General features: G+C 61.7%; 24 protein-coding genes. 14 read left to right on the forward strand and 10 right to left on the reverse strand.

The genetic code is table 11. From position 1 onward, the window contains the following. The first annotated feature begins 94 nt into the window (after positions 1-94). Both F8A88_RS08500 and F8A88_RS08505 read left to right on the forward strand, forming a co-directional pair. Positions 95-1,519 (forward strand): peptidase U32 family protein, encoded by a 1,425-nt coding sequence (locus F8A88_RS08500; protein WP_151150723.1) that lies wholly within the window; start codon positions 95-97, stop codon positions 1,517-1,519. Between the two features lie 71 nt (positions 1,520-1,590). Next, positions 1,591-2,616 (forward strand): MORN repeat-containing protein, encoded by a 1,026-nt coding sequence (locus F8A88_RS08505; protein ID WP_151150724.1) that lies wholly within the window; start codon positions 1,591-1,593, stop codon positions 2,614-2,616. Positions 2,617-2,667: 51 nt separating this feature from the next. Here the strand turns inward: F8A88_RS08505 and F8A88_RS08510 are convergent, their stop codons facing one another. Both F8A88_RS08510 and F8A88_RS08515 read right to left on the reverse strand, forming a co-directional pair. After that, the gene (locus tag F8A88_RS08510; protein WP_151150725.1) at positions 2,668-5,580 is read right to left on the reverse strand and encodes an insulinase family protein; all 2,913 of its coding nucleotides are present in this window, start codon (positions 5,578-5,580) and stop codon (positions 2,668-2,670) included. Between the two features lie 62 nt (positions 5,581-5,642). Then, positions 5,643-6,563 (reverse strand): LysR substrate-binding domain-containing protein, encoded by a 921-nt coding sequence (locus F8A88_RS08515; protein ID WP_151150726.1) that lies wholly within the window; start codon positions 6,561-6,563, stop codon positions 5,643-5,645. A gap of 110 nt (positions 6,564-6,673) precedes the next feature. On the opposite strand from F8A88_RS08515, the gene F8A88_RS08520 reads away from it, so the two are divergent. Next, the gene (locus F8A88_RS08520; RefSeq protein ID WP_151150727.1) at positions 6,674-7,666 is read left to right on the forward strand and encodes an aldo/keto reductase; all 993 of its coding nucleotides are present in this window, start codon (positions 6,674-6,676) and stop codon (positions 7,664-7,666) included. A 309-nt stretch (positions 7,667-7,975) separates the two neighbouring features. Continuing rightward, positions 7,976-8,599 carry a peroxiredoxin gene (locus tag F8A88_RS08525; RefSeq protein WP_151150728.1) on the forward strand — a complete coding sequence of 208 codons (624 nt, stop codon included), beginning with the start codon at positions 7,976-7,978 and terminating at the stop codon, positions 8,597-8,599. 105 nt (positions 8,600-8,704) lie between these two features. Here F8A88_RS08525 and F8A88_RS08530 read toward each other — a convergent pair whose 3' ends face one another. From F8A88_RS08530 to F8A88_RS08545, 4 genes are all read right to left on the reverse strand, one after another. Next, positions 8,705-9,685, reverse strand: coding sequence for a hypothetical protein (locus F8A88_RS08530; RefSeq protein ID WP_151150729.1), 981 nt, complete (start codon positions 9,683-9,685; stop codon positions 8,705-8,707). 722 nt (positions 9,686-10,407) lie between these two features. Further along, positions 10,408-10,665, reverse strand: a complete 258-nt coding sequence (locus F8A88_RS08535) for a hypothetical protein (protein WP_151150730.1) — start codon at positions 10,663-10,665, stop codon at positions 10,408-10,410. A 114-nt stretch (positions 10,666-10,779) separates the two neighbouring features. Further along, complete coding sequence (locus tag F8A88_RS08540; RefSeq protein ID WP_151150731.1) at positions 10,780-11,181, reverse strand: DUF2784 domain-containing protein; 402 nt, start codon at positions 11,179-11,181, stop codon at positions 10,780-10,782. A 2-nt stretch (positions 11,182-11,183) separates the two neighbouring features. Then, complete coding sequence (locus tag F8A88_RS08545) at positions 11,184-12,017, reverse strand: alpha/beta hydrolase (RefSeq protein WP_151150732.1); 834 nt, start codon at positions 12,015-12,017, stop codon at positions 11,184-11,186. 135 nt (positions 12,018-12,152) lie between these two features. Between F8A88_RS08545 and F8A88_RS08550 the strand changes: the two genes are divergently transcribed. Next, entirely contained in the window at positions 12,153-12,827 is a 675-nt protein-coding gene (locus F8A88_RS08550) for a CBS and ACT domain-containing protein (RefSeq protein ID WP_151150733.1), read from the forward strand. Positions 12,828-13,050: 223 nt separating this feature from the next. Next, entirely contained in the window at positions 13,051-13,452 is a 402-nt protein-coding gene (locus F8A88_RS08555) for a hypothetical protein (RefSeq protein ID WP_151150734.1), read from the forward strand. A gap of 72 nt (positions 13,453-13,524) precedes the next feature. Here F8A88_RS08555 and F8A88_RS08560 read toward each other — a convergent pair whose 3' ends face one another. Then, positions 13,525-14,289 (reverse strand): flavin reductase family protein, encoded by a 765-nt coding sequence (locus tag F8A88_RS08560; RefSeq protein WP_338325289.1) that lies wholly within the window; start codon positions 14,287-14,289, stop codon positions 13,525-13,527. A 201-nt stretch (positions 14,290-14,490) separates the two neighbouring features. Between F8A88_RS08560 and F8A88_RS08565 the strand changes: the two genes are divergently transcribed. Continuing rightward, positions 14,491-15,381 (forward strand): DMT family transporter, encoded by an 891-nt coding sequence (locus F8A88_RS08565; RefSeq protein ID WP_151150735.1) that lies wholly within the window; start codon positions 14,491-14,493, stop codon positions 15,379-15,381. Between the two features lie 64 nt (positions 15,382-15,445). On the opposite strand, the gene F8A88_RS08570 is transcribed toward F8A88_RS08565, so the two are convergent. Beyond that, entirely contained in the window at positions 15,446-17,419 is a 1,974-nt protein-coding gene (locus F8A88_RS08570) for a methyl-accepting chemotaxis protein (protein WP_151150736.1), read from the reverse strand. Positions 17,420-17,640: 221 nt separating this feature from the next. Here F8A88_RS08570 and F8A88_RS08575 point away from each other — a divergent pair, with 221 nt between their 5' ends. After that, positions 17,641-18,048 carry a hypothetical protein gene (locus F8A88_RS08575; protein WP_151150737.1) on the forward strand — a complete coding sequence of 136 codons (408 nt, stop codon included), beginning with the start codon at positions 17,641-17,643 and terminating at the stop codon, positions 18,046-18,048. Further along, positions 18,045-18,257 carry a hypothetical protein gene (locus tag F8A88_RS08580; RefSeq protein ID WP_151150738.1) on the forward strand — a complete coding sequence of 71 codons (213 nt, stop codon included), beginning with the start codon at positions 18,045-18,047 and terminating at the stop codon, positions 18,255-18,257. Before F8A88_RS08575 ends, F8A88_RS08580 begins: the two co-directional genes overlap by 4 nt. Here F8A88_RS08580 and F8A88_RS08585 read toward each other — a convergent pair. Then, positions 18,254-19,198, reverse strand: coding sequence for a tetratricopeptide repeat protein (locus F8A88_RS08585; RefSeq protein ID WP_161598363.1), 945 nt, complete (start codon positions 19,196-19,198; stop codon positions 18,254-18,256). The two genes, F8A88_RS08580 and F8A88_RS08585, sit on opposite strands and share 4 nt — an antisense overlap. Positions 19,199-19,256: 58 nt before the next feature. Here F8A88_RS08585 and F8A88_RS08590 point away from each other — a divergent pair, with 58 nt between their 5' ends. Together F8A88_RS08590 and F8A88_RS08595 are read left to right on the forward strand one after the other, a co-directional pair. Continuing rightward, positions 19,257-20,561, forward strand: a complete 1,305-nt coding sequence (locus tag F8A88_RS08590) for a terminase large subunit domain-containing protein (RefSeq protein WP_151150740.1) — start codon at positions 19,257-19,259, stop codon at positions 20,559-20,561. Next, complete coding sequence (locus tag F8A88_RS08595) at positions 20,558-21,013, forward strand: hypothetical protein (protein WP_151150741.1); 456 nt, start codon at positions 20,558-20,560, stop codon at positions 21,011-21,013. The genes F8A88_RS08590 and F8A88_RS08595 overlap by 4 nt, the downstream gene beginning before the upstream one ends. Positions 21,014-21,136: 123 nt before the next feature. Here the strand turns inward: F8A88_RS08595 and F8A88_RS08600 are convergent, their stop codons facing one another. After that, positions 21,137-22,969 carry a hypothetical protein gene (locus tag F8A88_RS08600; protein WP_151150742.1) on the reverse strand — a complete coding sequence of 611 codons (1,833 nt, stop codon included), beginning with the start codon at positions 22,967-22,969 and terminating at the stop codon, positions 21,137-21,139. A gap of 340 nt (positions 22,970-23,309) precedes the next feature. Here F8A88_RS08600 and F8A88_RS08605 point away from each other — a divergent pair, with 340 nt between their 5' ends. The 3 genes from F8A88_RS08605 (at position 23,310) to F8A88_RS08615 (ending at position 24,809) form a co-directional block, all read left to right on the forward strand. Continuing rightward, the gene (locus F8A88_RS08605; protein WP_151150743.1) at positions 23,310-24,140 is read left to right on the forward strand and encodes a phage capsid protein; all 831 of its coding nucleotides are present in this window, start codon (positions 23,310-23,312) and stop codon (positions 24,138-24,140) included. A 60-nt stretch (positions 24,141-24,200) separates the two neighbouring features. Beyond that, the gene (locus F8A88_RS08610) at positions 24,201-24,449 is read left to right on the forward strand and encodes a hypothetical protein (protein ID WP_151150744.1); all 249 of its coding nucleotides are present in this window, start codon (positions 24,201-24,203) and stop codon (positions 24,447-24,449) included. Between the two features lie 66 nt (positions 24,450-24,515). Next, positions 24,516-24,809 carry a hypothetical protein gene (locus F8A88_RS08615; RefSeq protein WP_151150745.1) on the forward strand — a complete coding sequence of 98 codons (294 nt, stop codon included), beginning with the start codon at positions 24,516-24,518 and terminating at the stop codon, positions 24,807-24,809. The last annotated feature ends 1 nt before the right edge of the window (position 24,810 follow it).

Raw genomic sequence — 24,810 nt, forward strand, 5'->3', positions numbered from 1 at the left:
CCCGGTTTGCGCAAGGCGGTTATCACCCTGTGGCCTTCGTTTCGGGTTTGTTGTAGTTACCCGGAAGGTTGACAATACAAGAGGTGGGGAACGCATGCCTTCAGAATCGAACAGGGTACCCGAGCTGCTGGCTCCGGCCGGGAACATGGAAAAGCTGGAAACCGCCATCCGCTATGGCGCGGACGCGGTGTACATGGGCGGTGGCGAGCTGAACCTGCGCGCCGGTGCCGCGGGATTTTCCATGGACGAGCTGCCCGGGGCCATCCGACTGGCGCACGACGCCGGAGTCAAGGTCTACTTTACCATGAACGTGTACCCGCGCGAGCACATGCTGCCCGACGTGGAACAGTACATGGACGTGCTGGCCGAGGCGCGGCCCGATGCTGTCATCGCCTCGGACCCGGGCGTGATCGCCATGCTGCGCAAGCGCTTGCCCGACATGCCCGTGCACGTGAGCACGCAGGCCAACACCTGCAACAGCTGGTCCGTGCGTTTCTGGCAGGACATGGGCGCAAAGCGGGTCAACGTGGCCCGCGAAATACGTTCCTCGGAACTCATGCAGATGCTGGCGCTCTGCCGCCGCGAACTGCGGGACATGCAACTTGAGGTTTTCGTGCACGGCGCCCAGTGCATGGCCATTTCCGGGCGTTGCTACATGAGCGCCTATCTCAACGACCGGCCCGGCAACCTGGGCCAGTGTTCCCACCCCTGCCGCTATGAATACCAGCCCGTGAGCATCAGCGTGGAGGAAAAGACCCGGCCCGGCGAAGACCTCTGGGTGGTGCACCAGTACCCGTTTTCCGATCCGGACCGCCTCGAAAGTCCGGGCATGGACGGGAACGCCGATGCCCCGGACGGGCAGGACGACGAGTTCATTTTCGAACCGGCTCCGGACGACAGCGGGGAACCGGCCGAACCCGCGCTGGATTTCGCACGCATGAACGGCGGCTATTCCAAGTTTTTTGCGGCCGAGGACCTGTGCCTGCTGCATTACCTGGGCTGGTTTGCGCGCATGGGCGTGGCCTCGGTCAAGGTGGAGGGCCGCACCAAGAGTTCCGCATACCTTGCGCAGGTGGTGGACGCCTACCGCAGCGCGCTGGACGATCTGGCCTCCGGTGAATTCAAGGCGGAAAAGTATCTTTCCGAACTGGTCAATGCCGCGTCCCGGCCCTTGACCACGGGGTTCTTCGATCCACTGCAGCGCGCGCCGCTGGCCCTGCCTCCGGACGCCGAGGAACGCAGGCCCGTGCTGGCGCGTATCCTTGAAGACCTTGGCGACGGCCGCTGGCGTATTGAGGTCAAGGCGCGCTGGGTCACCACCCGGGACGTGGAAATCCTTGCCCCGGGCCTGAACCGGCCCCGGCTGCATGCCGAGGACTACGGGCTGGAAAACGACCTCGGGCAGGGGCTGGACGTGGCCCATCCCGGCCTCAAGTGCACCATGTATTGTGATCATCCCGACGTGGGCAGGCATGTGTTCATCCGCACGGCATGGGATCTGGAAGCGCTGGACGGCTAAGCCCGTCGTTTCTGTCCGCGGGCGTGGCGGGACTGGATTTCGGTTTCGTGTTCCTGTAGACATGGGCTGCCATGACCAGAGCCGTATTCATCCTTTTTCTGTGGGTCTGCGCCCTGTGCGCGTCTTCACTGCCCGCCCTGTGCGACGATCCGGACGGTTCGGGCCAGTGTCTTTCCGGCAACTGCACCGACGGTTTCGGCGTGTTTCTCAATGACGACCACAGCCTGTACGAGGGCGATTTTCGTAACGGATTGTTCGAGGGCAACGGCACCCTGACCCATGCGGTGGGCTCGGTGTATGCCGGACAGTTTGCCGAGGGCTGTCCCTCGGGCCACGGCGTGTATACGGACTGGCGCGGCAACCGCCACGACGGTGAATTCTTTCTTGGCTGGGAGCAGGGGCCGGGCGAATACCGCACTGCGGACGGCGCGCGGTATCAGGGCTTTTTCAACCGCGGATTCCGCGACGGTCCGGGCCTGTTCGTGAACACGGACGGCACGGTGCGCCATGAATTGTGGGACCATGGGGATTTCGTGCGCGAGCTGACCCGCGGCCAGTACCGCGACGAGTGCGCGGCCTATGCGGCCGCCGACCATGAGTTGCCGGAAAGGCCGTGGCGGCCCGTGCATCCGGCGGGCTGCATCCGGGGCGATTGCCGCAACGGTACGGGCGTGTTCGTGTTCGAGAACGGCCAACGCTACGAGGGACCGTTCAAGGACGGCAAGAGCCACGGTACAGGCTGGCGGTATTATCCCAATGGCGATACCTACCACGGCGAGGAATCCGAAGGCCTGCGCCACGGCATGGGCGTGTACCGCTTTCGGGACGGCCAGCGCTATGAAGGGCCGTTTTACAAGGACCGGCGTGAAGGCATGGGCCGGTTCGTGCATGGGGACGGTTCGGTTTTCGTGGGCATGTACCGCCGCGACAGGCGGCACGGCGTGGGCCGCTATACCGCGCCGGACGGAACCCGCACCTATGGACTGTGGGAAAACGGCGGGTATGTGCGCGCCATTTCCCGGCAGGAGTTCGAGGTCCGCCTGAGCTGGGAGCCGGACGCTCATGGCCTTGCGCAGGAGCCTGCGGACGGACAATAGAAAACGGACCGCAGCATGCGCCGCGGCCCGTTCGGTTTTTGGTGATTTTCCCTACCAGATTTCCCGCATTTCCAGATCGAGATTCGAAACGTCCATGGCCGGGCCGTTGCCCAGCACGGTGACGGCGCCGTGTTCGGCCACCATGGCTGCGGCTTCGCCCAGAGCCACGAAGTCCTCGGGCTTGGTGGCCAGCAGTTGGTCGCGCATGGTTTGACGCTGTTCGTTTGTTTCCCCGGCAAGGATGCGGGCCGTGGCCGAGAATCCCTTGGCGTCGGGCAGCATGTAGGCATCCAGTTCGCCCACCGCGCCGATCACGGATTTTTCCAGTTCGTCTTCGGGGATTTGCAGCCCCTTGAGGAATGGGGCAACCCCGTCGTAGGCCTCGATGGTTTTTTCCACGTTGGGGTCGCGGTAGGAGATGAAGTTGAAGCTGCCGCTGGTGCGGTCGAAGGTGCAGAACCCGCCGTATGCCCCGCCCTGCACGCGTACCTTTTCCCACAGGTAGCTGGTGCGCAGGAATTTGGAGGCGGCCAGCATGGGACCGCTGAACTCGAAGCCGTGCGCAAATACGTTGCAGCCCTTGCCCACGTAGTTGACCTGCGAGGGAATGGTCAGGCCCTCGCGCAGGGGCAGTTCGGGCGCGGCAAAGAGCATGGGCTCGGCCGGGTTTTCGGGCAGGGCCGAGGCCACGGAAGCGGCCAGCGGTTCCATGACCGCAAAATCCGCATCCGTCATGGTGGCGTTGAGCACCAGCCCGTTGCGGGTCAGCAGCAGGTCGCGCACCTGTTCCAGTTCGGCCAGTACGCCGCCGAAGTCCTTTTCCACGCGTTGGGCCAGCGTGCGCAGGTATTCGAGGTTGGTGACGCCGGATATGGCTTCTTCCATGGCATGCGCGCGGTGGGCGCGGGCCTTGAGCCGCATGGCCACGACCATGTGGCCGGAGGGCACCAGCCGTTGCTCGGCGCGGGATTTGGCCTCGAACAGAATCTGGCGGAAGCGTTCGCGGTCGTTGAATTTGGTGCGGGTCAGCAGTTCCGTGAGGATGGCTGCGGTTTCCTTGCCCTTTTCCAGCGTGCACTTGGCGCGCAGGAACAGGCGTGCGGCCGCGCGGTCCGAATTGACCACCGGAGAGATGAACACCTGCGAATGGATGCCGCCCGTGGTGCGGGCGATGCGCTGGGACATGGACACGAAGTCGCTGTCCTGCGTGCCCATTTCCGTGAGCATGCGGCCGAACAGCCCGGCAAGGGGCAAAAGGTGGTCGGGCAGCACCGTGAGGTCGAACCCGAAATCCAGATAGGCGATGCCGTTGGTGGTCAGGTCGTGGTGCAGGCAGCGGGCCGTGCCCACCGTGGTCTCACTGGTGGGCACGATCTGGTTTTCCCGGGGCAGGTCGGCCACGGCCAGCCGGGGGATGCGCGCAAGGTCCTCGGGCGCGTCCGGGGCTTCCTGCAGCCGGTGCAGTTCGCGGGCCAGTTCCATGACCTCGTCCAGCTGCTCGGGGCTCATGGATTTTTTGGCCTCGTCCAGCCGGGCGCGTTCTTTTTGCTCGATCTCCTTGCCCAGCTTGTGCTCGGGCTTGAGCAGCACGGTGGAGCGGTGCGGGTTGTGCAGGAACAGCCGTGCCAGCAGTTCCTCGAATACCTTTTCGCCGTCCGCCACCCAGCGCTTGATGTTGGCCAGCGGCTCATCAAAGGGCAGCAGCCGCAGTGGATCGCCCTCGGTACCGTCCTCTTCGTCGTAGATCCACGTGGAAAGGGATTGGAACATGAGCGACAGGCCGCGCGGATACGAGCCCGTGTTGTTTTCGCGCAGGCCGAATTCCACGGAGTTGATGGCCGCGTCCACGTCCTTGGGATCAATGCCTTTTTCCACAAGGTCCTTGATGGTGTGGAAGATGATGGATTCCACCTTGACCGCGTTGGCCGGGTGCATGCCCTTGAGGCCCACGGAAAAGAACATCTGGCGCATGTCCGCTTCCAGCCCGACCCCGGCAAGGTCTTCGCCCAGCCCGGATTCGGTCAGGTTCTTGCGCAGGGGCGAGGAGGGCAGGCCGATGAGGATGTGCTCCAGCACATGCAGGGCAAGGTTCAGGTTGGCGTCATTGGTGGGGGCCAGCAGCCAGTTGACCGTGAACATGCCCTTGGCCAGCTTGCCCGAGGCCGGGTAGCCCTTGACCACCTGCACGGCCTCTTCGAATCGCGGCTGCAGGGGCACGCGGGAAAAGGACGGGTCCAGCGGCTCGAATTGGTCGAAATATTCGCCCAGTTTTTCCAGCCGTTTTTCCGGGTCGTCGTCGCCGTAGAAAAACGCGTAGGCGTTGGACGGATGGTAATGGGTGCGGTGGAACTCGCTGAATTTCTCCCATGTCAGGTCCGGTATGGTTGCGGGGTCGCCGCCTGAGTCCAGTCCGTAGGTGGTGTCCGGAAAGAGCGACTGCTGCGAGTGCTCATAGAGCAGGCTGTCCGGGCTGGAATAGGCTCCCTTCATTTCATTGTAGACCACGCCTTTGTAGGTCATGTCCTTGTCGGGCGCTTCCAGCTCGTAGTGCCAGCCTTCCTGCCGCAGGGTGTTTTCGGTCAGGTTCGGGTAGAACACCGCGTCAAGGTACACGTCCATGAGGTTGTAGAAGTCGCTCGTGTTGGCGCTGGCTACCGGATAGCAGGTCTTGTCCGGAAAGGTCATGGCGTTCAGGAAGGTCTGGAGCGAGCCCTTGAGCAGCTCCACGAACGGTTCCTTGACCGGGTACTTGCGCGAGCCGCACAGCACGGAGTGCTCCAGAATGTGGGCCACGCCCGTGCTGTCCTCGGGCGGCGTGCGGAAGCTGATGCCGAAGACCTTGTTTTCGTCGTCGTTGCATATGGAGAGCACCCGGCCGCCGGTCTTGGCATGGCGGTACACGAATGCCGTGCTGTTCAGTTCGGGAATGGACTGTTGGCGTATTTTTTCGAATCCGTGAATCATTGTGTATCTCTTTGCTTTCTGGTGATCGGTTCAGGGGAACATATGTTGCTCCGGGGCGAAAATCAAAGCCTGTTTTCACGGCCCGTTTCACGCATGGTCGCGCCCATGATTGCGCGCACGATTTGCAGCAGGTTGCGGGTGGCGGGGGAAATGTCGCCCCGCCGTGTGGCCACATGGATTTCAAGGGTCGGGTATTCGCCGTTCAGGGTCAGGAACCGGACGCCCCTGCGGGCCTCGGAGGACAGGCTTTCCGGCACGATGGCGATACCCATGCCCGCCGCTGCCAGAGCCTGCGCCGCGTTCTTGGTTTCCACCTCCTGCACGATGTCCGGCATGAACCCGTGCGAGGCGAAGATGCGCATCCATTCGTCGTAGAGCGGCGGATGCACCGAGCGGGGAAAGGTGATCAGCGGTTGGCCTTCGAGTTCGGACAGGTCCACGCAGTCGCGTCCGGCCAGCGGGTGGTCCTCCGGGGCCACCACGGCATAGGCCTCCTGGTGAAAGAGCATGGTTTCCAGCCCGTCGGTGTTGTGGCGGAACAGCCGCACAACGCCCGCGTCGATGGTTTGTGCGCGCAGGGCGTCCAGCTGTTCGTTGGTGCCCATCTGCTGCAGGTCGAAGCGCACGTTGGGGTAGGCTCCCCGGAACCGGCGGATTACCTCGGGCAGGGCCGTGTTCAGGGCCGGGCCGATGTAGCCCAGTGACAGGCGGCCGCGTTCGCCCCCGGCTGCGGCGGAGAGGTTGCGCCGCGCCCGTTCCATGGCCCCGAGGATGGAATGTGCGTCCCGGAGCAGCGATTCCCCGGCCGCAGTCAGGCGCACGGAACGCCTGTCGCGCAGGAAAAGGGGCACGCCGAGGTCCTCCTCGAATTTCATGATCTGCTGGCTCAGGGGTGGCTGGGAAATATGCAGCCGTTTTGCGGCCTTGCCGAAATGCAACTCCTCGGCCACGGCAACGAAGTATTTGAGATGTCGTGTTTCCATTGTTAATATTTAATTAATATCACAATGAAAGGAAAGATATATTCGCCATATCACTGGGGTGCGCGTACCTTCATGCCCATGTTTGGCAACCTCAGCAACAGGAGTGAACAATGAGCACGGATACGAAATTTACGACATTGGGCAACAGCGACATCCGCATTTCCGGCATGGGGCTGGGCTGCATGGGGCTCAGCGAGTTCTACGGCGAGCCGGTCACGCAGGCGGCAGCGGACGATCTCGTTGCTCATGCCTTGGACTCCGGGGTGAATTTTTTCGACACTGCGGACATGTACGGCTCCGGCCACAATGAACGGCTGCTGGCCCATGCCCTCAAGGGGCGGCGGGATCAGGCGGTCATCGCCACCAAGTTCGGCATTGTGCGCGAAAAGGGGGAGTATGCCCGCACCGTGTGCGGCGCGCCCGAGTATGTGCGTCAAGCCTGCCATGACAGCCTGCGCAGGCTGGAAACCGATCATATCGATCTTTACTACATACACCGTATCGACGTGGATACGCCCATCGAGGACACCGTGGGCGAGATGTCCCGGCTGGCGGAGGAAGGAAAAATCCGGGCCATTGGGCTGTCCGAGGCTTCGGCCCAGACCCTGCGCCGGGCGCACGCCGTGCATCCGGTGTCCGCATTGCAGTCCGAATACTCCATGTTCACCCGCGACCCCGAGCAGGAAACCCTGGCCGTGACAAGGGAACTGGGCGCAAGCTTTGTGGCCTACAGCCCCATTTGCCGGGGGCTGCTCGGCTTGCTCCAGCCCGGCGGCGACGGCAAGGACTTCCGGCAGTATTTGCCCCGTTTTCAGGGGCAGGCATACGAGGCCAACCGCGAGGTGGCCTTGCGCCTTGATGAACTGGCGCAGTCAAAGGGCTGCACGCTGGCCCAGTTGTCGCTGGCATGGGTCATGGCGCAATCCGGCAACGTGGTTCCCATTCCCGGCACCACCAAGCCCCGCAACCTTACGGCCAATATCGGCGCGTTCACGGTGAATCTGGATGCCGCGGACCTGCGTGCCGTGGATGCGATTCTGGACGCCCATGCCGTGCAGGGTGCGCGCTACACCGAGGAGGGCATGAAGGGCGTCAACGTCTAGCAAAGGAATGGGCAGTGCTTTGGGGCAAAGATTTTGCCCACTCTCCTTTGTCCAGCCTTATGGCGTCGGCCCCGTTCTGCATTGCAGGGCGGGGTCGGTTGTTCGTACCTGCCCTTACAGCCGCGCACATGGGGCGCAAAGGGATTATCCTCTGGTTTTGAAACGTTTTTATATAATACCGTTTTATTAGTTGGTTATGATAAAAGTAGGAAAAATTACTAAAAGCTCTTGACTTCAAACTCGCGTATGGATAAAAACTTTTCAAACAGGAACGATTACTATTTTCAATTCATACACAAGGAGAGTCTCATGAGCTGCGAACACGAACTGAATCTGGATTTCGCCAAAGTCGGACAGGCCGTTCCCGAATTCAAGATGGAAACCTTTGATCCCGCCGAGGGATTTTTCGGCGAGGTGGATCTTGGGCAGCTGCGCAGGGACGGCAAGTGGGTCATTCTTTTCTTTTATCCTGCGGACTTCACCTTTGTCTGCCCCACGGAACTGGCCGATCTGGCCGAAAAGCATCAGGCCCTCAAGGATCTGGGCGCGGAAGTGATTTCGGTATCCACGGACACCAAGTTTTCGCATATGGCCTGGCGGCGCGAGGAAAAGCTGCTGGAAAACGTGCAGTACACCATGGCCGCGGACCCCACGGGCGAAGTCTCCCGTTTCTTTGACGTTTACGACGAGGAAACAGGGCTGGCCCTGCGCGGCACCTTTGTGATCAATCCCGAGGGCGTGTTGGCCTCTTCGGAGATCAATTTCTACAACGTGGGCCGTAATGCTGACGAACTGGTGCGCAAGTTGGAAGCCAACGTGCATCTGCGCGCCAATCCCAACGAGGTCTGCCCGGCCAAATGGACCCCGGGCGAAAAGACCCTGACCCCGGGCGAAGGCATGGTCGGCCACGTCTGGGAAGCACTGAACGGATAAGTAGCGAAGCGATAACGGGTTTCGCAGGCGGGAGGCATCGGGTCTCCCGCCTTTTTTTGTGGCAAGAGGGAGGGGGAGGCTCCCGGCAGTCTTTCTCGGGCGGCCCTAGAAGGCGCAACTCACGTTCATGCCGATTTTCCAGCCATAGGATTCACCATCGCCGATGTGGCTTGGTTTTCCGTCCCTGGTTCCGGCAGAGGTTGACTTGTCGCTGGCGATAATTCTGGGCACATAGCTCAGGTAATTGGCTCCGGCGCTCAGGCCCAGGGTCCAGTTGCTTATGCGTCGTGATACTCCGCCTTCCAGTGTCACTCCGGCGCAGAATTCGTCTTCCGTGTCCGAGGCGTGGACCGTGTACGGATTCGACGAAACCTGATACCCCTTGTACTCGGCGTGCACGTTGTACACGGATACGCTGCCGGAAAGGTGGGCGACGATGTCGCCTGTGTCAAAGACGATTTTGCTGCCGCCGATGAGTCCGTGGTAGGTGGCGTCCACTTCTTCGTCCAGACTCATCGTCTGATACGAAGGCTGGATTTCGTGGCCTTGAAAGCTGAAGTCCTGATTCAGCTCCATACCGGAATACCCTACGAACGGTCGGATGGAGATCTGATCGTTGAGAGGAACGTCCCAGCCGACTATCAGCCGTCCGCCATAATTTTTCACGTCGCGTGAGGCGTGCGTGGTCACGTCGTGGCTGCTGCCGAGCCCGACCGGACCTTGTGTACCGTCAATGGGGAACCATCCCACCCGGATGGGAGGATCAGAGTCAAAAAGATCGTTTTGTTCCGATGTCATGGAGGTGTAGAAGCCTTGCGCCTCGAAAAACAGCGCTCCCTGCGATTGCCAACCCACAGTCATTTCAGCCAGCGGTCCGGCTGTGTCACCGTCTTCGCAGGTGAGGCGTTCGACGAGTTTGTTGATGCCGGCAGCCGCACGCATGGCCATGGGCGCGTATTCCGGCAGTTGGACCTGATAATAGGAAGCCTGCGGCGTCAGCCAGAACGACGATTCGCACCGGGCGGGTGGGGCGGATGTGGCAATGCAGACAAGCAGTGCCACAAGGCACAACAGGTATGGCGGCATGAAATCTCTCCCTACTTTTGGCGAGATATAGAACATTTTATATATTTGTTCAATGTGGAATCTGTAGGGAGACAACAGGCTTGCCGTGATGAGGGCGCAAAAAAAAGTGCGCCGTGCCGGATGATCCGGTCGTTCCCCCGCCGTTTCGGCCTGGAGGTGTATGGCGCACATTACATGTGGTTCAGGGGCGACTCGATTCGCCTGTATATGGGTTTATGGCCGGGTATCTCGCATCCCTCCGTTACAGGTGATTTATGATTATGGGCCCTTATGCTTTACAGATAAATCCTGTTGTGTTTTTGTCAAGTTCCGGTTGTTGAAAAGTTGGTGGAAAATTTGATGAAAAGTGCGCCCTTCCGGATGACCCGGGTTCCCCCGGCCTGCAGCTTTGTGCCTGAGGCCCGTCGGCGGTGCTTGCTTGGCGCACAGCGCTCTTTGGACTATGTGGCGACTCGATTCGCCAGTATGGCGTAAACCACTCGGGGTCGATTATTTTCTGTTACCCTCCGTTGCGGTTCAAGCCGTCTTTCCCAGAGGAAAGAACCTCGACTTCAGGTACAATATACGCCTGTGGAAAACGGCTGTCTAGCACTTTGTTTCAGAAAAGTTGCATTTATACCGGAATAGGCTGGAATGGCTGAAAAACACCGCACGCCAAAACGGCCGGACATGGTGCCGGGCCGTTTTGGCGTGCGGTGTTTTCGCCGGTTCTGCGGTATGGATCAGAGTTCGGCCAGTGCCGGATCGTTGAGCAGTTCCATAACCCGGTTCATGTTTAGGTCGTGGGCGTCCACGGTTTCGGCAAAGGCGGCAAAGTCCGCTTCCTGCCGGGCCTGTTCGCGCGCCTTGGTGTTCTGGGCCACCACGTCCGCGGCCTGGTCCACATGGGATTGCGCCTGTGTCCTGTTTTGGCGTTCAGGGGTTTCCTGTACGTTGTCCTTGGACGGCGTGTAGGCCACGCCAATGATTTCGATGTTCATGCTGAACCTCCTTGCAGCGTGTCCCATGGAAAAGCGAAATGCGTGCCGCAGATGAAAAAGTCAATGATTACAGGGATGGGGTTCTTCATTCAGGTGAATGAACAGGAATTTTTTTCAGGGTCGGCGCCGTGTGCGGGGCGGTATGCGCCACAAAGTGAACAGAATCAGCCCGAAGAACAGGCCGTAGGCGACCATGAAGCTCCACGCCGGGCAGGAACAGAACACTATGGATTCCATGAGACGGGAAATCATGCCGCGTTGGGGCATGGGCTGGGAGCCGCGCAGCTGGGCTTCCCAGAGGGTCAGGGGGCAGGTCAGCCCCAGCAGGGTTTCGGCCAGCACAAAACCCATGAGCGCCACGTGCAGCCAGCGGAACCACGGGTTGCGCACGAATCGCCAGCCGCGCCATGCCCCGAGCCAGATCAGCGGCAGGCTCAGCGCGTTGAACGCGGCCAGCAGCACATGGAACGCAAGCAGTACGTCTGCCCGGATTGACCATGTCGCCGCATCCACCATGGTCAGTCGCGGTCCAGACGGTTCAGGAAACGGGCGAGGCCGTTGACGTACGGCTGTCCGGTTTCGGCAAAGCCCCGGTTGTGCCTGCCTTCGATGTGCAGGAAATCCTTGGGCCCGGGGTAGTTCTCGAACAGTGCGCGTCCGATGCCGTAGGGAACCACGTCGTCCTCGCGGCTGTGGATGAACAGGGCTGGGATGTCTGCATGGGCAAGGGTCCGGGAGCTTTCGAATCGGTGCCTCGCCAGCAGGCGCACGGGCAGCCACGGGTAGATGCTGGCACCCACGTCCGGCAGCGAGGAAAAGGTGGATTCCATGATCAGGCCGCGGGGCCGCACGCCCTCTTTGTGCAGCGCGCCCACGAGGCCGGCCGCGGCACCACCGCCCAGCGAGCGGCCGAACACGATGATCTCTTCTGCGGGGATGTCCATTTCCTGCGTGAGCCAGTCCCATGCCGAACGGGTGTCGGCGTGCACGGCTTCTTCCGAGGGTTTGCCCATGCTCTGGCCGTAGCCCGAGTAGTCGAAGATGAACACGTTCAGGTTCAGGGAATGGAAAATGCGGAAGGATTCCTCGCGGTGCGATATGTTGCCGCCGTTGCCGTGGCAGAAGAGCAGGGTGGCCCGAGGCTGCGCATGGGGCAGCCACCACGCGTGCAGGTGCGTGCCCTGCGATGTGATCAGTTCCACGTCCGTGAAGGGCAGGCCCATGTCCCGGGGCGTGGCCTCCATGTCCCGCGAGGGGTTGAAGACCATGGACTGCTGGGAAAAGTATACGGTGGCGGCCAGCAATCCGTAACCGATGCAGAGCAGGAGAAGGAGTATTTTGAGCACGATCATGGGGTGCAGGATACCATGCGGCCCGGCCGCGGAAAAGCTATACTAGCCAAGCAAAGAATTTATTCATATAAGGGTATTATCAGGGAACGACAACTATCCCGGTCTTTCCGGGGCACACCAAGGAGGATGTTATACATGCTGGCCAAGAACTGGATGACCAGGGACGTCATCACCCTCACCCCGGACCGCTCCATGATGAAGGCATCCAAGCTGATGAAGGACAAGACCATCAGCTGTCTGCCCATCGTGGATGAACAGGGCCGTATCGTGGGCATTGTTTCGGACCGCGACATCAAGGACGCCTCGCCGTCCAAGGCCACCACGCTGGACATGCACGAGCTGTACTACCTGCTTTCCGAGATCAAGGTGGGCGACATCATGACCAAGCGGCCCGTGACCATCCGGGACGACGAGACCGTTGAAAAGGCCGCGGCCCTGATGCTGGAAGGCCATTTCGGCAGCCTGCCGGTGGTGGATGACGAGGACCGTGTGGTGGGCATCATCACGGATACGGACGTGTTCAACGTGCTCATCGACATCACGGGCGTGCGCTCGGGCGGCATGCAGGTCTGCCTGCAGATATCCACGGAGCGTGGCAGCCTTGCCCCGGTGTTGGATGCACTTCAGGACAACGGTGCGCGCATCATGTCCGTGCTGACCCGCAACGTGGAAGATCCCGAGGCGCTCAAGGACGTATACATCCGCTTCCGCGACATGGACAAGCCCGCGCTCAAGAAGATGCAGCAGGAAATGGAATCCAAGTTTCAGGTGCAGTTCTGGGTTACGGACCACGTGCATCCCGTGGTCTAGTTCGGATTCACAAATGACTTCCAAGGGGAGGCCGCACGGCGGCCTCCCCTTTTGTTTGCGTATGGTGTCCGGTAAGTTTTCGATTTTCATATTCCCTTTGTTTTCAAGTGTTAAAAAATACAGTTTTTACGAAACCGCATGAATTTACATCCAGGGCGGCATGAACGGTAATGTAAATGCCCCAAACTGCCGAAAAGAGGTCATAGCCAGAGAAGGAGGATTCATGGGAACTGTTGTCGCGTTGGACCATTTCCGTCACCTGCGGGAGGAGTGTGTTGACGCTCCGGGATTCCGTACGCCGAAGAGGCCGCGCATCGTGGGGTCGCAGATATGGGGAGCGGATTACACCTCGGCGGACGGCATTGTCTTCGGGTTGCTCAAGGTACGGGAGATCGCATCCTACTACTTCGGCACCTATGACGAGGAGTTCGACCAGTTGCTGATGGAGGCCCTGGAAAAGGCGTATTATCACGACCTGCTGGGCCATGAGGAACTGGTTCGGGCCATTGCGCCGCTCAAGGAAATTCTGGCGGAGATGATCAATGACGACAACCGCAAGCCCCTGTCCATCGGTTTGGTGGTGCTGGACCTCATGGAAAAGGCTCCGGTGCACGTACGCAAATAGTTTTTGCCGTGGAACGAGAAAAGCCCCGCAGCCGATATGGTTGCGGGGCTTTTTTCGTTTTGTCCGGCCGGATTATTTTTTTCTGTATTCCAAACCCATGGAAAAAGCCTTGCCCACGAGCTGGCCGAGGCCGTGGTAGGTGCGGGCGCCGGGGGTAAAGATCAGGGGCTGGATTGCCTCGGGCAGGGGCGCGCTGCCCGACATCTTGTCCTCGTCCACCTTCACGTCTGCGATTTCGCCGATGAACTGCACGTGCACGCCCACTTCCAACACGTTGGTCAGGGTGCATTCCACGATCAGGGGAAATTCGTCGATGTAGGGCGCGTCCACCAGTTCGCTGCGCACCGGGGTCAGACCCGTGGCCGCGAATTTGTCGATGTCCTTGCCCGAATCTATGCCCAGGTAATCGGCTTGCGCCGCATGGGCCACGTCGGCCACGCTCACGGTAAAGGCGCGGTGCTTGAGGATTCCGGCATAGGTGTGCCGGGCCTTTTGCACGGAAACCGCGATGCTGGCGGGTTTGGAGCTGACAATGCCGCCCCATGCCGCGATCATGGCGTTGGGTTTTCCTTCCAGATCATACGCTCCCACGGCCCAGACCGGTGCCGGGGCTGCCAGCGGCTTTTTGCCGAGCGATTTTTTCATGACGTCTCCTTGGCGTTTGTATTGGGTGGCGGTGTCGCCTTCAATGCCTATGCCCCTTGGAGCACCTCCGGCATCCCTGCCAGGTGGTTTTTTGGGCTGGCGGCTGACGATCAACGAGGCCCTGATCTTGGAAAACGTGATCATGCGGTCCGGGGCGCCGTCGCCGCAGTGCGAAGTTTTTTGTTTTCGCACATTTTCTCGAGATTTTCGCCGTGCAGCTCAATCCGGATGCCGGAGGACCTTTTTGGAGGTCCCGGATCGGGCCGGCAGGGCCGGAAAAGTGCGGCCGTGACGAAAATGGCGAGCGTTCGTTCCACGAGAGAGAGTGCTTCAAAATGCTTGGAAGCAAGTGTAGTCATTGCCTTTGCCCAAGTAAAGGAGTAGCTGCCGGGAATGGACAGCGAGTTTTTCAGCGCAGGAATGTTGCCCCTCGTCGCCCTTGCCGGGCGCATCATTCTGTTGGGTTTCGAGCGCATCGTGGTCAAGCGGTTGGGGTCGGATAACGATCCCTTTGCTGCCACGGTGCTGTTTTTCGGGCTGGGTGCGCTGCTGTTGGCGCCCTTCGTGCCGTGGGACACGCCGTGGTCCCAGTGGAGCCGCATGGGCACCGCGTTCGGCGCGGGCGTGTTCTATGCCGCCGCCTTTGTGTGCTACGTGCGTTCCCTGTCCATGGGCGAGGCCTCGCTGGTCAGCCCGCTGTATAATGCCAATGTGCTGTTTCTGGCCGTGCTGGCCTTTGTCTTTCTGGGCGAACCGCTTACCGTGCTCAAGGTGAGCGGATTGGTCCTGCTGGTATACGGGGCCTCGCGCCTGAGTCCGCAGGGCAGTTTCCTGCGGTCCATGGCCGCCGTGGTTTCGGACCCGGCCTGCCGGTTCATGATCGCGGCCTCGCTGCTCATCGCCTGCGGCCGTGTGGTGGACACGGCCATGGTTTCGGACTCGGGGCGGGACCTTGACCCGGTGGCCTACTGCTTTGTGCTGTATTCGGTGATCGCCGTGTACGTGTTTGCGGCTGCCGCGGTGCGCGGTCATGCCCGGGACGTATTCCACCTGCTGCGCACCCGGCCTGCGGAGTCCTTTCTTGCCGGTGGCATCAACGGCTACTCCTATCTTTTTCTGCTCATGGCCCTGACCCGCATCGACGTGAGCGTGGCCGAACCGGCCTCCATGCTCAGCGTGCTGGTGACCCTGCTGCTGGCCCGGCGTTCCTTTGGCGAGCGCATAGGCGCGCGCATGAGCGCCGCCGTGGTCATGGTGGCCGGGGCGTGGTGTCTCGTGCTTTGAGCACGCAAAAAGGCCGCGCCCGGCACTGACGGCAAGGCGCGACCCTGTTTCATGTTGCTTCCGTTCAGAACCGGTCGAACTCGTCGTCCTCGGCATCTCCCTGCGGCAGGGCCTGCGGTGCGTGCGAGGCGGTGATCGTCCCTGTTCCGCGGTGGTGGCCGATGTTGAAGAAGGCCATGGCCTGCTGCAGGGCGTTGGCCTGATTGGCCAGCTGGTCGGCCGTGCCCGCCATTTCCTCGGAAGCTGACGCGTTTTGCTGAATGGTGCTGTCCAGTTGCTGGACAGCGGTGTTGATTTCCTGTGCCCCGGCGTTCTGCTCGTTGCTGGCCGAGGTTATTTCGCGCACCAGTTCGGCTGTGCGGGCTATGTCCGGCACCAGCTTGTCGATCATGGTTCCGGCCCTTCCGGCAATGTCCACCGTGGACGAGGACAGTTCCCCGATTTCCGCGGCCGCCGTGCCGCTGCGTTCCGCAAGCTGGCGCACCTCGGCCGCAACCACGGCAAAGCCCTTGCCGTGCTCACCGGCCCGGGCCGCCTCGATGGCCGCATTCAGGGCCAACAGGTTGGTCTGCCGGGCGATTTCCTCGATGACCAGAATCTTTTCCGCAATGGTTTTCATGGCATCCACGGTTTCCTGCACGGCACGTCCGCTTTTTTCCGCCTCGGACGCAGCAGAGGACGCGAGCGTTTCGGTTTCCTGCGCATTGGTGGCGCTGGCCTGGATGTTGGCGGTCATCTCTTCCATGCTGGAGGAAACTTCCTCCACCCCGGCGGCCTGTTCGGTTGCTGTCTGCGAGAGAGTTTCCGACGATGTGGCCATTTCCCTGCTGCCCGAGGACACGTTGTCCGTGGACGAGAGGACTTGCGAAACAATGCCGCGCAGTTTGCGAACCATGTCGTTCAATGCATGGGCCAGCTGGCCGATTTCGTCCTTCTGGTCCACGTCCAGTTCCGTGGTGAAGTCGCCGTCCGCCATGCTCTTGGCGAAATTGACTCCCTTGAGGATGGGGCCGGTGATGGCCCGGGTCAGCAGTATGCCCATGGCCAGGGCAAGTATCACGCCCACGGCCATGCCGATGATGACCGAGCTGTTGGCCCGGGTGGCCATGGCCTGGTTTTCGGCCGCGTTTTCGGCGGCCAGTTCGGTGTTGAAGTTCAGGATTTTTTCCAGTGATTCGTTGACCGCACGTTGACTTGTGCCTGCCTCGGTGTTGAGCACCTCGGTCATGTCGTTGAAGAGACCCTGCACCCGTGCCGCCTCCTGCCGCATTTCGCGGAACAGGGAAAAGACTTCTTCCTCGGCCGGCTTCATGTCCGCGAAAAAGGCGTTCATGGCCGACGTGTTGTCGTTTCGGCCCATGGCCGCCTTGATGGTTTTTACGGCCTCATGGAAACGGTCGTGAGGAACGCGGATTTTTTCCAGCAATTCCGTCATTTTCGGGTTGGAGGTGTCCAGCGAAGCCATCCATTTGCCGAATGCGCATTGGGTGGCGTCGTCGCCTCCATCGAAGGCCTCGTCTGTCAGGATGAGGTTGGCGGTCTGGGATTCCAGCTTGTAATGGTCGCCCCGGAATTGCTGAAGGTTGCCCATGAACGCGTCCGGGTTGAGGATGTCGCTTTCGCCCACCTGACGCGAAAGGCCGACGACCTTTGCGTTGGCTGCCTCAAGCTCCATGATGTGCTGTTCGTAGTTTTCCGAGAGTGCGGCCTCCTCGGATGCCTTGGGCAGTGTCTTGTATTTTTTAAATGCTTGACCAAGCGCCTTGTTGTGCTCCTCGGCCTGTGCATAGAGCCCTGTGCGCTCCTGCCGGGAAAGGGCCGGACTGAGCAGCACGCTCATGGTTTCAGCCTCACTGCCGAGGTGCTTGGTTATCTCGCACAGGGTTTCGATGGCCGGCAGGTTGCGTTCCGTGACCGCCTTGCAGGAGCGTTCCAGCTCCGAAACCGCCCAGATTCCGATGAGCCCGATGATCAGCGCGATGCACGCGCTGAGGACGAATCCGCCCACGAGCTTGTACGAAAGACGAATGTTTTTCATGGGACCTCCGCTATACTGTTTGCCGCAACCATGACCGCTTTTTCGTCTTTCCGTTATTATTATCAGAATTGCCAAGGCGTCTTTTGTTAAAAAGGTGTCAATGGGGATAAGTCTTCCTTTTTTTTGCCGGAGTCATGCCCGTTTTATTCGTGCATGCCATGCCGTGTCATACTCTGTGGACCGGTGCGCTTGTGCCCGGCATGCACAACAGGAGGAAAGGCATGGCAATACCGATCATTGCTGCCGTTGCCGGGTTGGTCGGCACGGTGGTGCAGGGGATATCCGATTATGTCGGCCAGAAGCAGGCCGTGCGCAAGGCGGTCATGGAGAACCGGCTGCGTCTGGCTCGTTCCGACCGCGAGTTCAACCATGAATGGGAGATGCGCCAGCTGGAAAATGCGGGCTGGAAGGACGACGTTCTTTTTTTCGCATGGATCGGTTTTTTCGTGTGGAGCGGTTTTTGCCCGGAACAGGCGCACGAGGTGCTGGCCTCGTGGGAGGCCCTGCCCGAGTGGTTTTTGCGCATCACCTTCTGGATCGTGGCCGCGGTGCTCGGGGTCAAGAAGGTGGGCGACTATCTGCCCGGAGCGGTCAAGGGCATCCGCGATGCGCTGGGAGGTGAGCGATGAGCCCTGCGGAAAACCGGGAGCTGCACGACCTGCTCATCCGCATCGACGAGCGCGTGTGCGCGGTGCAGGAAGACATCCGCTCCATCAACGGCCAGCGCAAGTGCCCGGAACATGCAGAAAAGATCCGCACGCTGGAGCGGCTGGTCTGGGGATGCTGCGCGTCCATGCTCGGGGTGGCCGCGCGCATGGTGTACGATGTGTTTCGCTAGGGAATCAGCGGTTCGGGATGCAGGAATCTGGCCGTGTATTCCGCGTTGAGGCGTTCCATGATGTCCACGCGGTCGGTGATGTTCCTGGCGCGGGCCAGCGCCAGTGCGCGCCTGATGGCCTTGAGGGCCGAGGCGTAGTCCTCGCGCCCGGCATAGGCGCGGGCCAGCATTTCCAGGTATTCGGGAGCGCCGGGGTCCATCTGCGCGGCCTGCCTGAGGTCCTGAATGGCTCTGCCGAACACGTTCAGGCGCAGATAGCTCTTGCCCCGCTGGGCAAAGGCCCGGCTGGACGAGGGGTCGGCGCCGATGGCGTTCGAGAAGTCCTGCGCGGCCTGATAATGCCTGCCAAGCGCCTCGTTGGCCAACCCCCGCTGATAATACGAATCGAACCGTCCCGGGGCCATGCCGATGGCCTGCGTGAAATCATCAATGGCCTTTTGGTGCTGGCCGGCCCTGTTATGCAGGAATCCGCGCTGCACATAGGCGTCCACGCGGGTGTCGTCCAGCTCGATGCAGCGGGTCAGGTCCTGCAGCGCTGCCGTGTCCTTGTTTTGCCGCAGCCGTGCAAAGCCGCGCAGGTAAAAGGCGCGGGGCATGTCCGGGTCCAGCTCGATGACCCGGTCCAGATCCAGTTCGGCCCCGGCCCATTTTTCCTGCTGTATGCGGGCCACGGCGCGGTAAAGAAAGGCGTCGGTCAGTTCCGGGTCCAGCTCCGCGGCTTTTGTCAGGGGCGTTTCCGCTTCCTCGGGGGCCAGGAATCGGCCGTCGTGCATGTCCTGCATGGCCGTTTGCAGATATCCGGCCGCCATGGAGTCCTGTTTTTCCTCCCGGGCCTGTTCCGGGGTGAGCGCTGGCCCGGGTTTGGGCGTGCAGCCGTATCCGGCCGTGAACAGGACGGACAGTGTGAGGGCAAGGGCGAGAGCGGGCAGTCGGCGCATCATCGGACACGGATACCGGGGCGGGCGCGGTCCGTCAACATGCACAAGGAGAAAATCAACCATGAATGAGTGTTATGTGCCTCGTACGCATCAGGCGGAAATCGAGCGCAACCTGCGCCGGTTTTCCGTGCTGGTCTGCCATCGGCGTTTCGGCAAGACCGTGCTGTGCGTGAACAGGCTGGTGGAGTGTGCGGCGAATTCGGCCCGCCCGGACTGGCGCGGGGCGTACATCGCGCCCCTGTACCGGCAGGCCAAGGCCGTTGTCTGGGACATTCTCAAGCACCATTGCCGCATGCGCGGGGAGAGTGGGGTGAAATTTCACGAGGGCGAATTGCGGGCCGACTTTGCCAACGGCGCGCGCATCCGGCTGTTCGGGGCCAACAATCCCGATTCCCTGCGCGGCCTGTATCTGGACGGCGTGGTTTTCGACGAGGTGGCCCAGATGCCCTACCGGGTCTGGTCCGAGGTGGTGCGTCCCGCGCTTTCGGACCGCAGGGGCTGGGCCGTGTTCATCGGTACGCCGCGGGGCAGGAACGCCCTGTACCGGCTCTGGAACATGGCCCGCAACGATCCGGATTGGTTTGCGGCCATGTACCGCGCCTCGGAAACCGGGGTGCTGGACCCGGGCGAACTGGACGCGGCGCGCCGGGAGATGAGCCCCGAGGAATTTGATCAGGAGTTCGAGTGTTCGTTCAGCGCGGCCGTGCAGGGCGCGTATTTCGGCCGTCTGGTGGCCGAGGCCGAAAAACAGGGCCGCATCTGCGCCCTGCCCCACGACCCGGATTTGCCCGTGCATACGGCGTGGGATCTGGGCATGAGCGATTCCACGGCCATATGGTTCGTGCAGATGGGGCCGGGCGGCGAGTGCCGGGTCATCGACTATTACGAGGCGCAGGGCATGGGGCTGGACCACTACGTGCGCGAACTGCAGGCGCGCGAGTATGCCTACGGCAGGCACATCGCGCCCCACGACATCCGTGTGCGCGAGCTGGGAACCGGCAAATCGCGGCTGGAGGTGGCCCGGTCGCTGGGCATCCGTTTCGATGTCTGCCCGAATATCCCGGTGCAGGACGGCATCAACGCGGTGCGCTCCCTGCTGCCGCGCTGCTGGTTCGATGAAAAACGCTGCCAAGCCGGGCTGGAGGCATTGCGCCACTACCGCCGCTCCTTCAACGAGCGGGCCGGGGACTTTGGGGCACGGCCCGTGCACGACTGGACCAGCCATGCCGTGGACGCGTTCCGGTATTTCGCGGTGGGTTTTCGTCAGCAAACAGACCGGCCCCGGCCCTGCCGTGCCGAAAATCGTTACGACCCTTTTGAACGGCTTGCCGGGCGGGATGATTATGCAGGGAGGCAGCGCTCATGAGCGTGCAACGGGTACGGGAACGCCCGGAACGGCTGCGCACCCTGCCGGACAACGGCCGGTACGTGTGGCTGCGGCTGGTGGACGCTGCCGGGGAGTATGGACAGGCCGCAGTGGCCGAGGCCGGGGATTGTCTTGAGGTGCACCTGGAAATGACGCGCTGGGGACCGCGGGCCATGCGCTCCCTGCAGCGGGACATGGGCTGGCTGCATGCCGAGGCCCGCAGGCTGGGCAAAGCGCGTATTCTGGGTATCAAGGGAGTGTCCGGCGAATCCTGCCTTGGTACGGAAAACGGTTCGGGCCGGTGTTCCCCGGACGGGCCGGACAACTCGGTGGACGGGCTGGACGTGGACCGCACATGGGTGCGTTTTACCGCGCGGCTCGGATTTCGCGATCACGGGCTGGTGCATACGGCGGTGCTGCCTGTGCCGAGCGCGGAATCGTCACCGGTATAATAGTTTGTAATAGATGAAAATAACGCGGTCGTCGGGTGCCGATAATTGTGTATAAATGTGACCCGCGACAGGGGCGGCCGGAGTTGGTGCCAAGAAGGGCGGCAGCAGTGGGGGGGGGGCGGGTCAGGCGTTGGCGACCATGATGTCGCCGCCCGAGCGTTCGGGCGCGCCCATGAAATTCACCAGCGTATAGTTGGTGGTGTTGTCGAAGTTGTAGACCGTTTCGCTCTGCTGCACCAGTTGCAGGCGCGAATCGTCCACCATGGTGGTGCGCGAGTTGTCCTGCTGATGGAAATTGTAGACCGTGCGGTCATCCACGTTGTTGCTGGTCTCGCTGACGATGGTGCGCGAAAAGTCGTTGTGCACGTTCTGGCGGTTCTGGTCCACGATGTTGGTCACGGAGTTGTCGGTCTGGATGACGTTGTGCACGTCCTGCTGGTGGACGGTTCTGGATTCGTCCACGTTCTTCACTTCCGTGTTTTCCTGCACGTTGCTCACCGCATGGTTTTCATTCAGTTCGGTGTTGTGCTCGGTCTGTTGCACCGTGGTCTGGTTGGTGGTGTTCACGGTGTTCACGTCGTTTTCCACATTTGTTTCGCTGTTGGTGACGTTGTTCACCGTGCGCTCCACGCTCATGTCGGTCTGCGGATTGCGCGAGTTGTCCTGATGGATGTTGTTGGTCTGGTTGTCCTCGAACACGGTCTGCATGTTGTCCACGTTCTGGATGTTGGTGGTTTCCTCGCGGCTGGTGATGTCGTCGTTGTCGATGGTGATCTGCGTGGACGCGTCGGTTTCGGAATTGATGGTCTGGCTGAAGTCGAGGGCCTGTCCTTTCTGTCCGTTGACCATGTCCATGAACCCGTCGACCTTGGTGTCCACGGTCATGGGCTCGGCATAGCCGTTGGATGTGGGAATCCAGCCCGGGTCTACCTTGGTGGGTTCCCATCCCTTGGATTCGCGGGTGGTGGTGTGGTTGATGGCCGGAGGATTGCTGGTATGGCCGATGCTCGGCCCGTGCCACGACGTGAGCTTGCCGGGCATGACGAATCCGCCGGGCTGTACCGGAACGAATCCGGAGAGCGTGGGCGCGGAAAGACCGATGGACGGGGCAATGGGAACGTGCGCGGATTCCACGGGCATGGAAATGCCCATGGCCGGGACTATGGGTACCGAGCCTGTGGGGTTTTCCGTCATGGCCACCCGTCCGGCCCCGCCCCCGCCGGGCAGGTTGTAGGAAACATTGCCCCCGGCAACCGGCGAAACCGGGCCGCCGCCCGAACCGGTAGCCGAAGAACCGCCGCCCGAGACCGCAGCGGGAGAGCCGCCACCGGACCCGCCGGACGTGGTCCCGCCTGACCCTGAAGACATGCCGGAAATTATGGATGTGCCGCCCCCGCCGGAAACGATGCCGCCTGCTCCGGCGCCGGAAACAATCGTGGGGCCGCCGCCCGAGACCGTTGTTCCCGCGCTGCTGCCCGCTGTTCCTGCCGGGCCGATGCCGCCTGATCCGCCTGACGATCCGCCGCCGGACCATCCGCCTGCGGCCAGCCCCGCAGAGCCCCCCACGTTGGTCGAGCTGCCCGTACTGCCGCCCACGTTGACGCTGGCCGAACTGCCGCCGCCTCCGCCGGACATGACGCCCGAGGAGCCGCCCACGTTGGCGTTGGGATTGGAGAAGCCGCCGGTGTTGGCCGCGCCCGAGGAGCCGCCCACGTTGATGTTGGGGTCCGGGCTGACGCCCGTGCCGCTGACCGGAGCCGGGCCTGTGTTGGCGGAATAGGGGATTCGGGCCGGGGAAGTGTCTATGGGAACATGGGCCGGGGTGGTGTCTATGGGCACGTGGCCCGCTTCTCCGGGCGTGACGTGACCAGCCTCGCCGGCCATGAAATGACCTGCGGGGCCTGCCGTGGTGCTGCCGGCCGGTCCGGCCACGATGAAATCGGTGAATCCTTCCATGGTGTCTCCCCAAGGCGGTTTCCCGACAGTCCCTTGCTTCCCGTGGAAACGCTGTTTCCTACCTTTTCACTCTTTATCAATACGCCTGCCGGAAATCCCCGTCAAGCCGAACCCGCGTGGGCGTTTCGCGGTTTTTTATCCCTGCCCCTGTCAACAGGGAAAAAGCGTCCTTTTGTTTCCTGCGCGGTGGTCTCAGGCCTCCGGGCCGCAAAACACGGGCTAGGATGGTGTCCGGCCCCGTTGCCCCAAGGCCGGTCCCGGCGCGATTCGCCGGGATACCCGCGTCATCCGGGTCCGGGAGACCCGCATTTGCAACGAACAACAAGGAGAACGCGAGAAAATGTCCATGTTCATCGAAGAGAGTTTTGTGACCCAATACTGCACGGATGTGCATCTTGCCTACCAGCAGCGCGGGTCCAAGCTCCGCAACACCGTGCGGCTCAAGACCGGAATCAAGGGGTCCAAGTGCGTGTTTCAGAAAAACGGCAAGGGAACCGCGGGCAAGAAGACCCGCCACGGCAACGTGCCGCTCATGAACCTCGATCATTCCACGGTGTCCTGCACGCTGGAGGACTGGTACGCCGCGGAATACATCGACCGCCTCGACGAGGTGCGCACCAACACGGACGAGCGCCTTGTAGCCGCCAATGCCGGAGCATGGGCCCTGGGCCGCAAGGTGGATGAGCTGGTCATCACCCGCATGGGCAAAGGGTCCAATGTGGTGGCCGAGGATGCCACGGGCCTGACCAAGGGCAAGATTCTGGCCGGGTTCGGCATGCTCAACGGCGCGGACGTGCCCGACGACGGCAACCGCTTTGCCGTGGTGGGGCCGCACCAGTGGAATGAGCTGCTGAACATCGAGGAATTCAAGAGCGCGGACTATGCGGGCGACCGCTACGCGTGGCTCAAGGGCACGGAATCCCGCTGCTGGCTGGGCATCACCTGGATGTTCCACACGGGCCTGCCCCTGGACGGGGGCGCGCGCCGCTGCTTCATGTACCACAAGAACGCGGTGGGGCTGGCCGAGGCACAGGAGGTCAAGGCCTACATGGACTGGGTGCCGGAAAAGGCCGCGCATCTGGTGGACCACCTGCTCTGCGCCGGGGCCTGCCTCATCGACCCGGACGGCGTGGTGGAGATTCGCTGCGATGACGATGCGGCCATCGTCTAGCTTTTGCTGGGCCGTTGCGCCTTAAAATCGATAACTTTGCGAAAATGAAAAGGAGTTCATATGGCTTATAAATCCGAAGATATGCGTCTTATGGGTGGCGTGCCGGGGCAGCAGTTGTTTCTGTACCGCTGCGAGGACGCGGCCGCCGATGTGAAGGTGGCCGGGTACTTTGACGCGGCCGTGGACGAATACCATCTGGACACCGGCGATGTGGTCATCGCCTGTTCCGGGGCTGCCCATGCCGGGGCCGTGGAGCTGTTGGTGGTGGCGGTGGACGGCGGCGTGGCCAGCGTGGTCGGCGCGGCCTAGCATTTGAACCCGGGCGGTGCGGCTTCCCAAGGGTTGCCGTGCCGCCCGCAAGCAAAGGAGTGGCCCATGGGCGGTTCCATGAGCGGCGCTGTTGTTTCCTCGGTGATTTCTCTGGTGGGGGGCGGGTCGTCCTCCCGGGGCGATTCGCTGGAAGAGGAACGCAGGCAGCGGCAAAAGGAAAAGCAGAAGGAGGAAGCCCGGGAGCGGCGCAAGGAGCGCATCCGGGTCCGCGAGGCGCGCAGCGTCGAGGCTGCGCAACTGCAGAAGAAGCAACCGGAAACGCTGGTCAACGGCGGCTCCGGGGTGCAGGGCCGGGCCACGGTGTCCGGCGCGGCGCTCAAGACCCGGCTGGGGGAATGAC

Source organism: Pseudodesulfovibrio senegalensis (assembly GCF_008830225.1).
Taxonomy (GTDB): Bacteria; Desulfobacterota; Desulfovibrionia; order Desulfovibrionales; family Desulfovibrionaceae; genus Pseudodesulfovibrio; species Pseudodesulfovibrio senegalensis.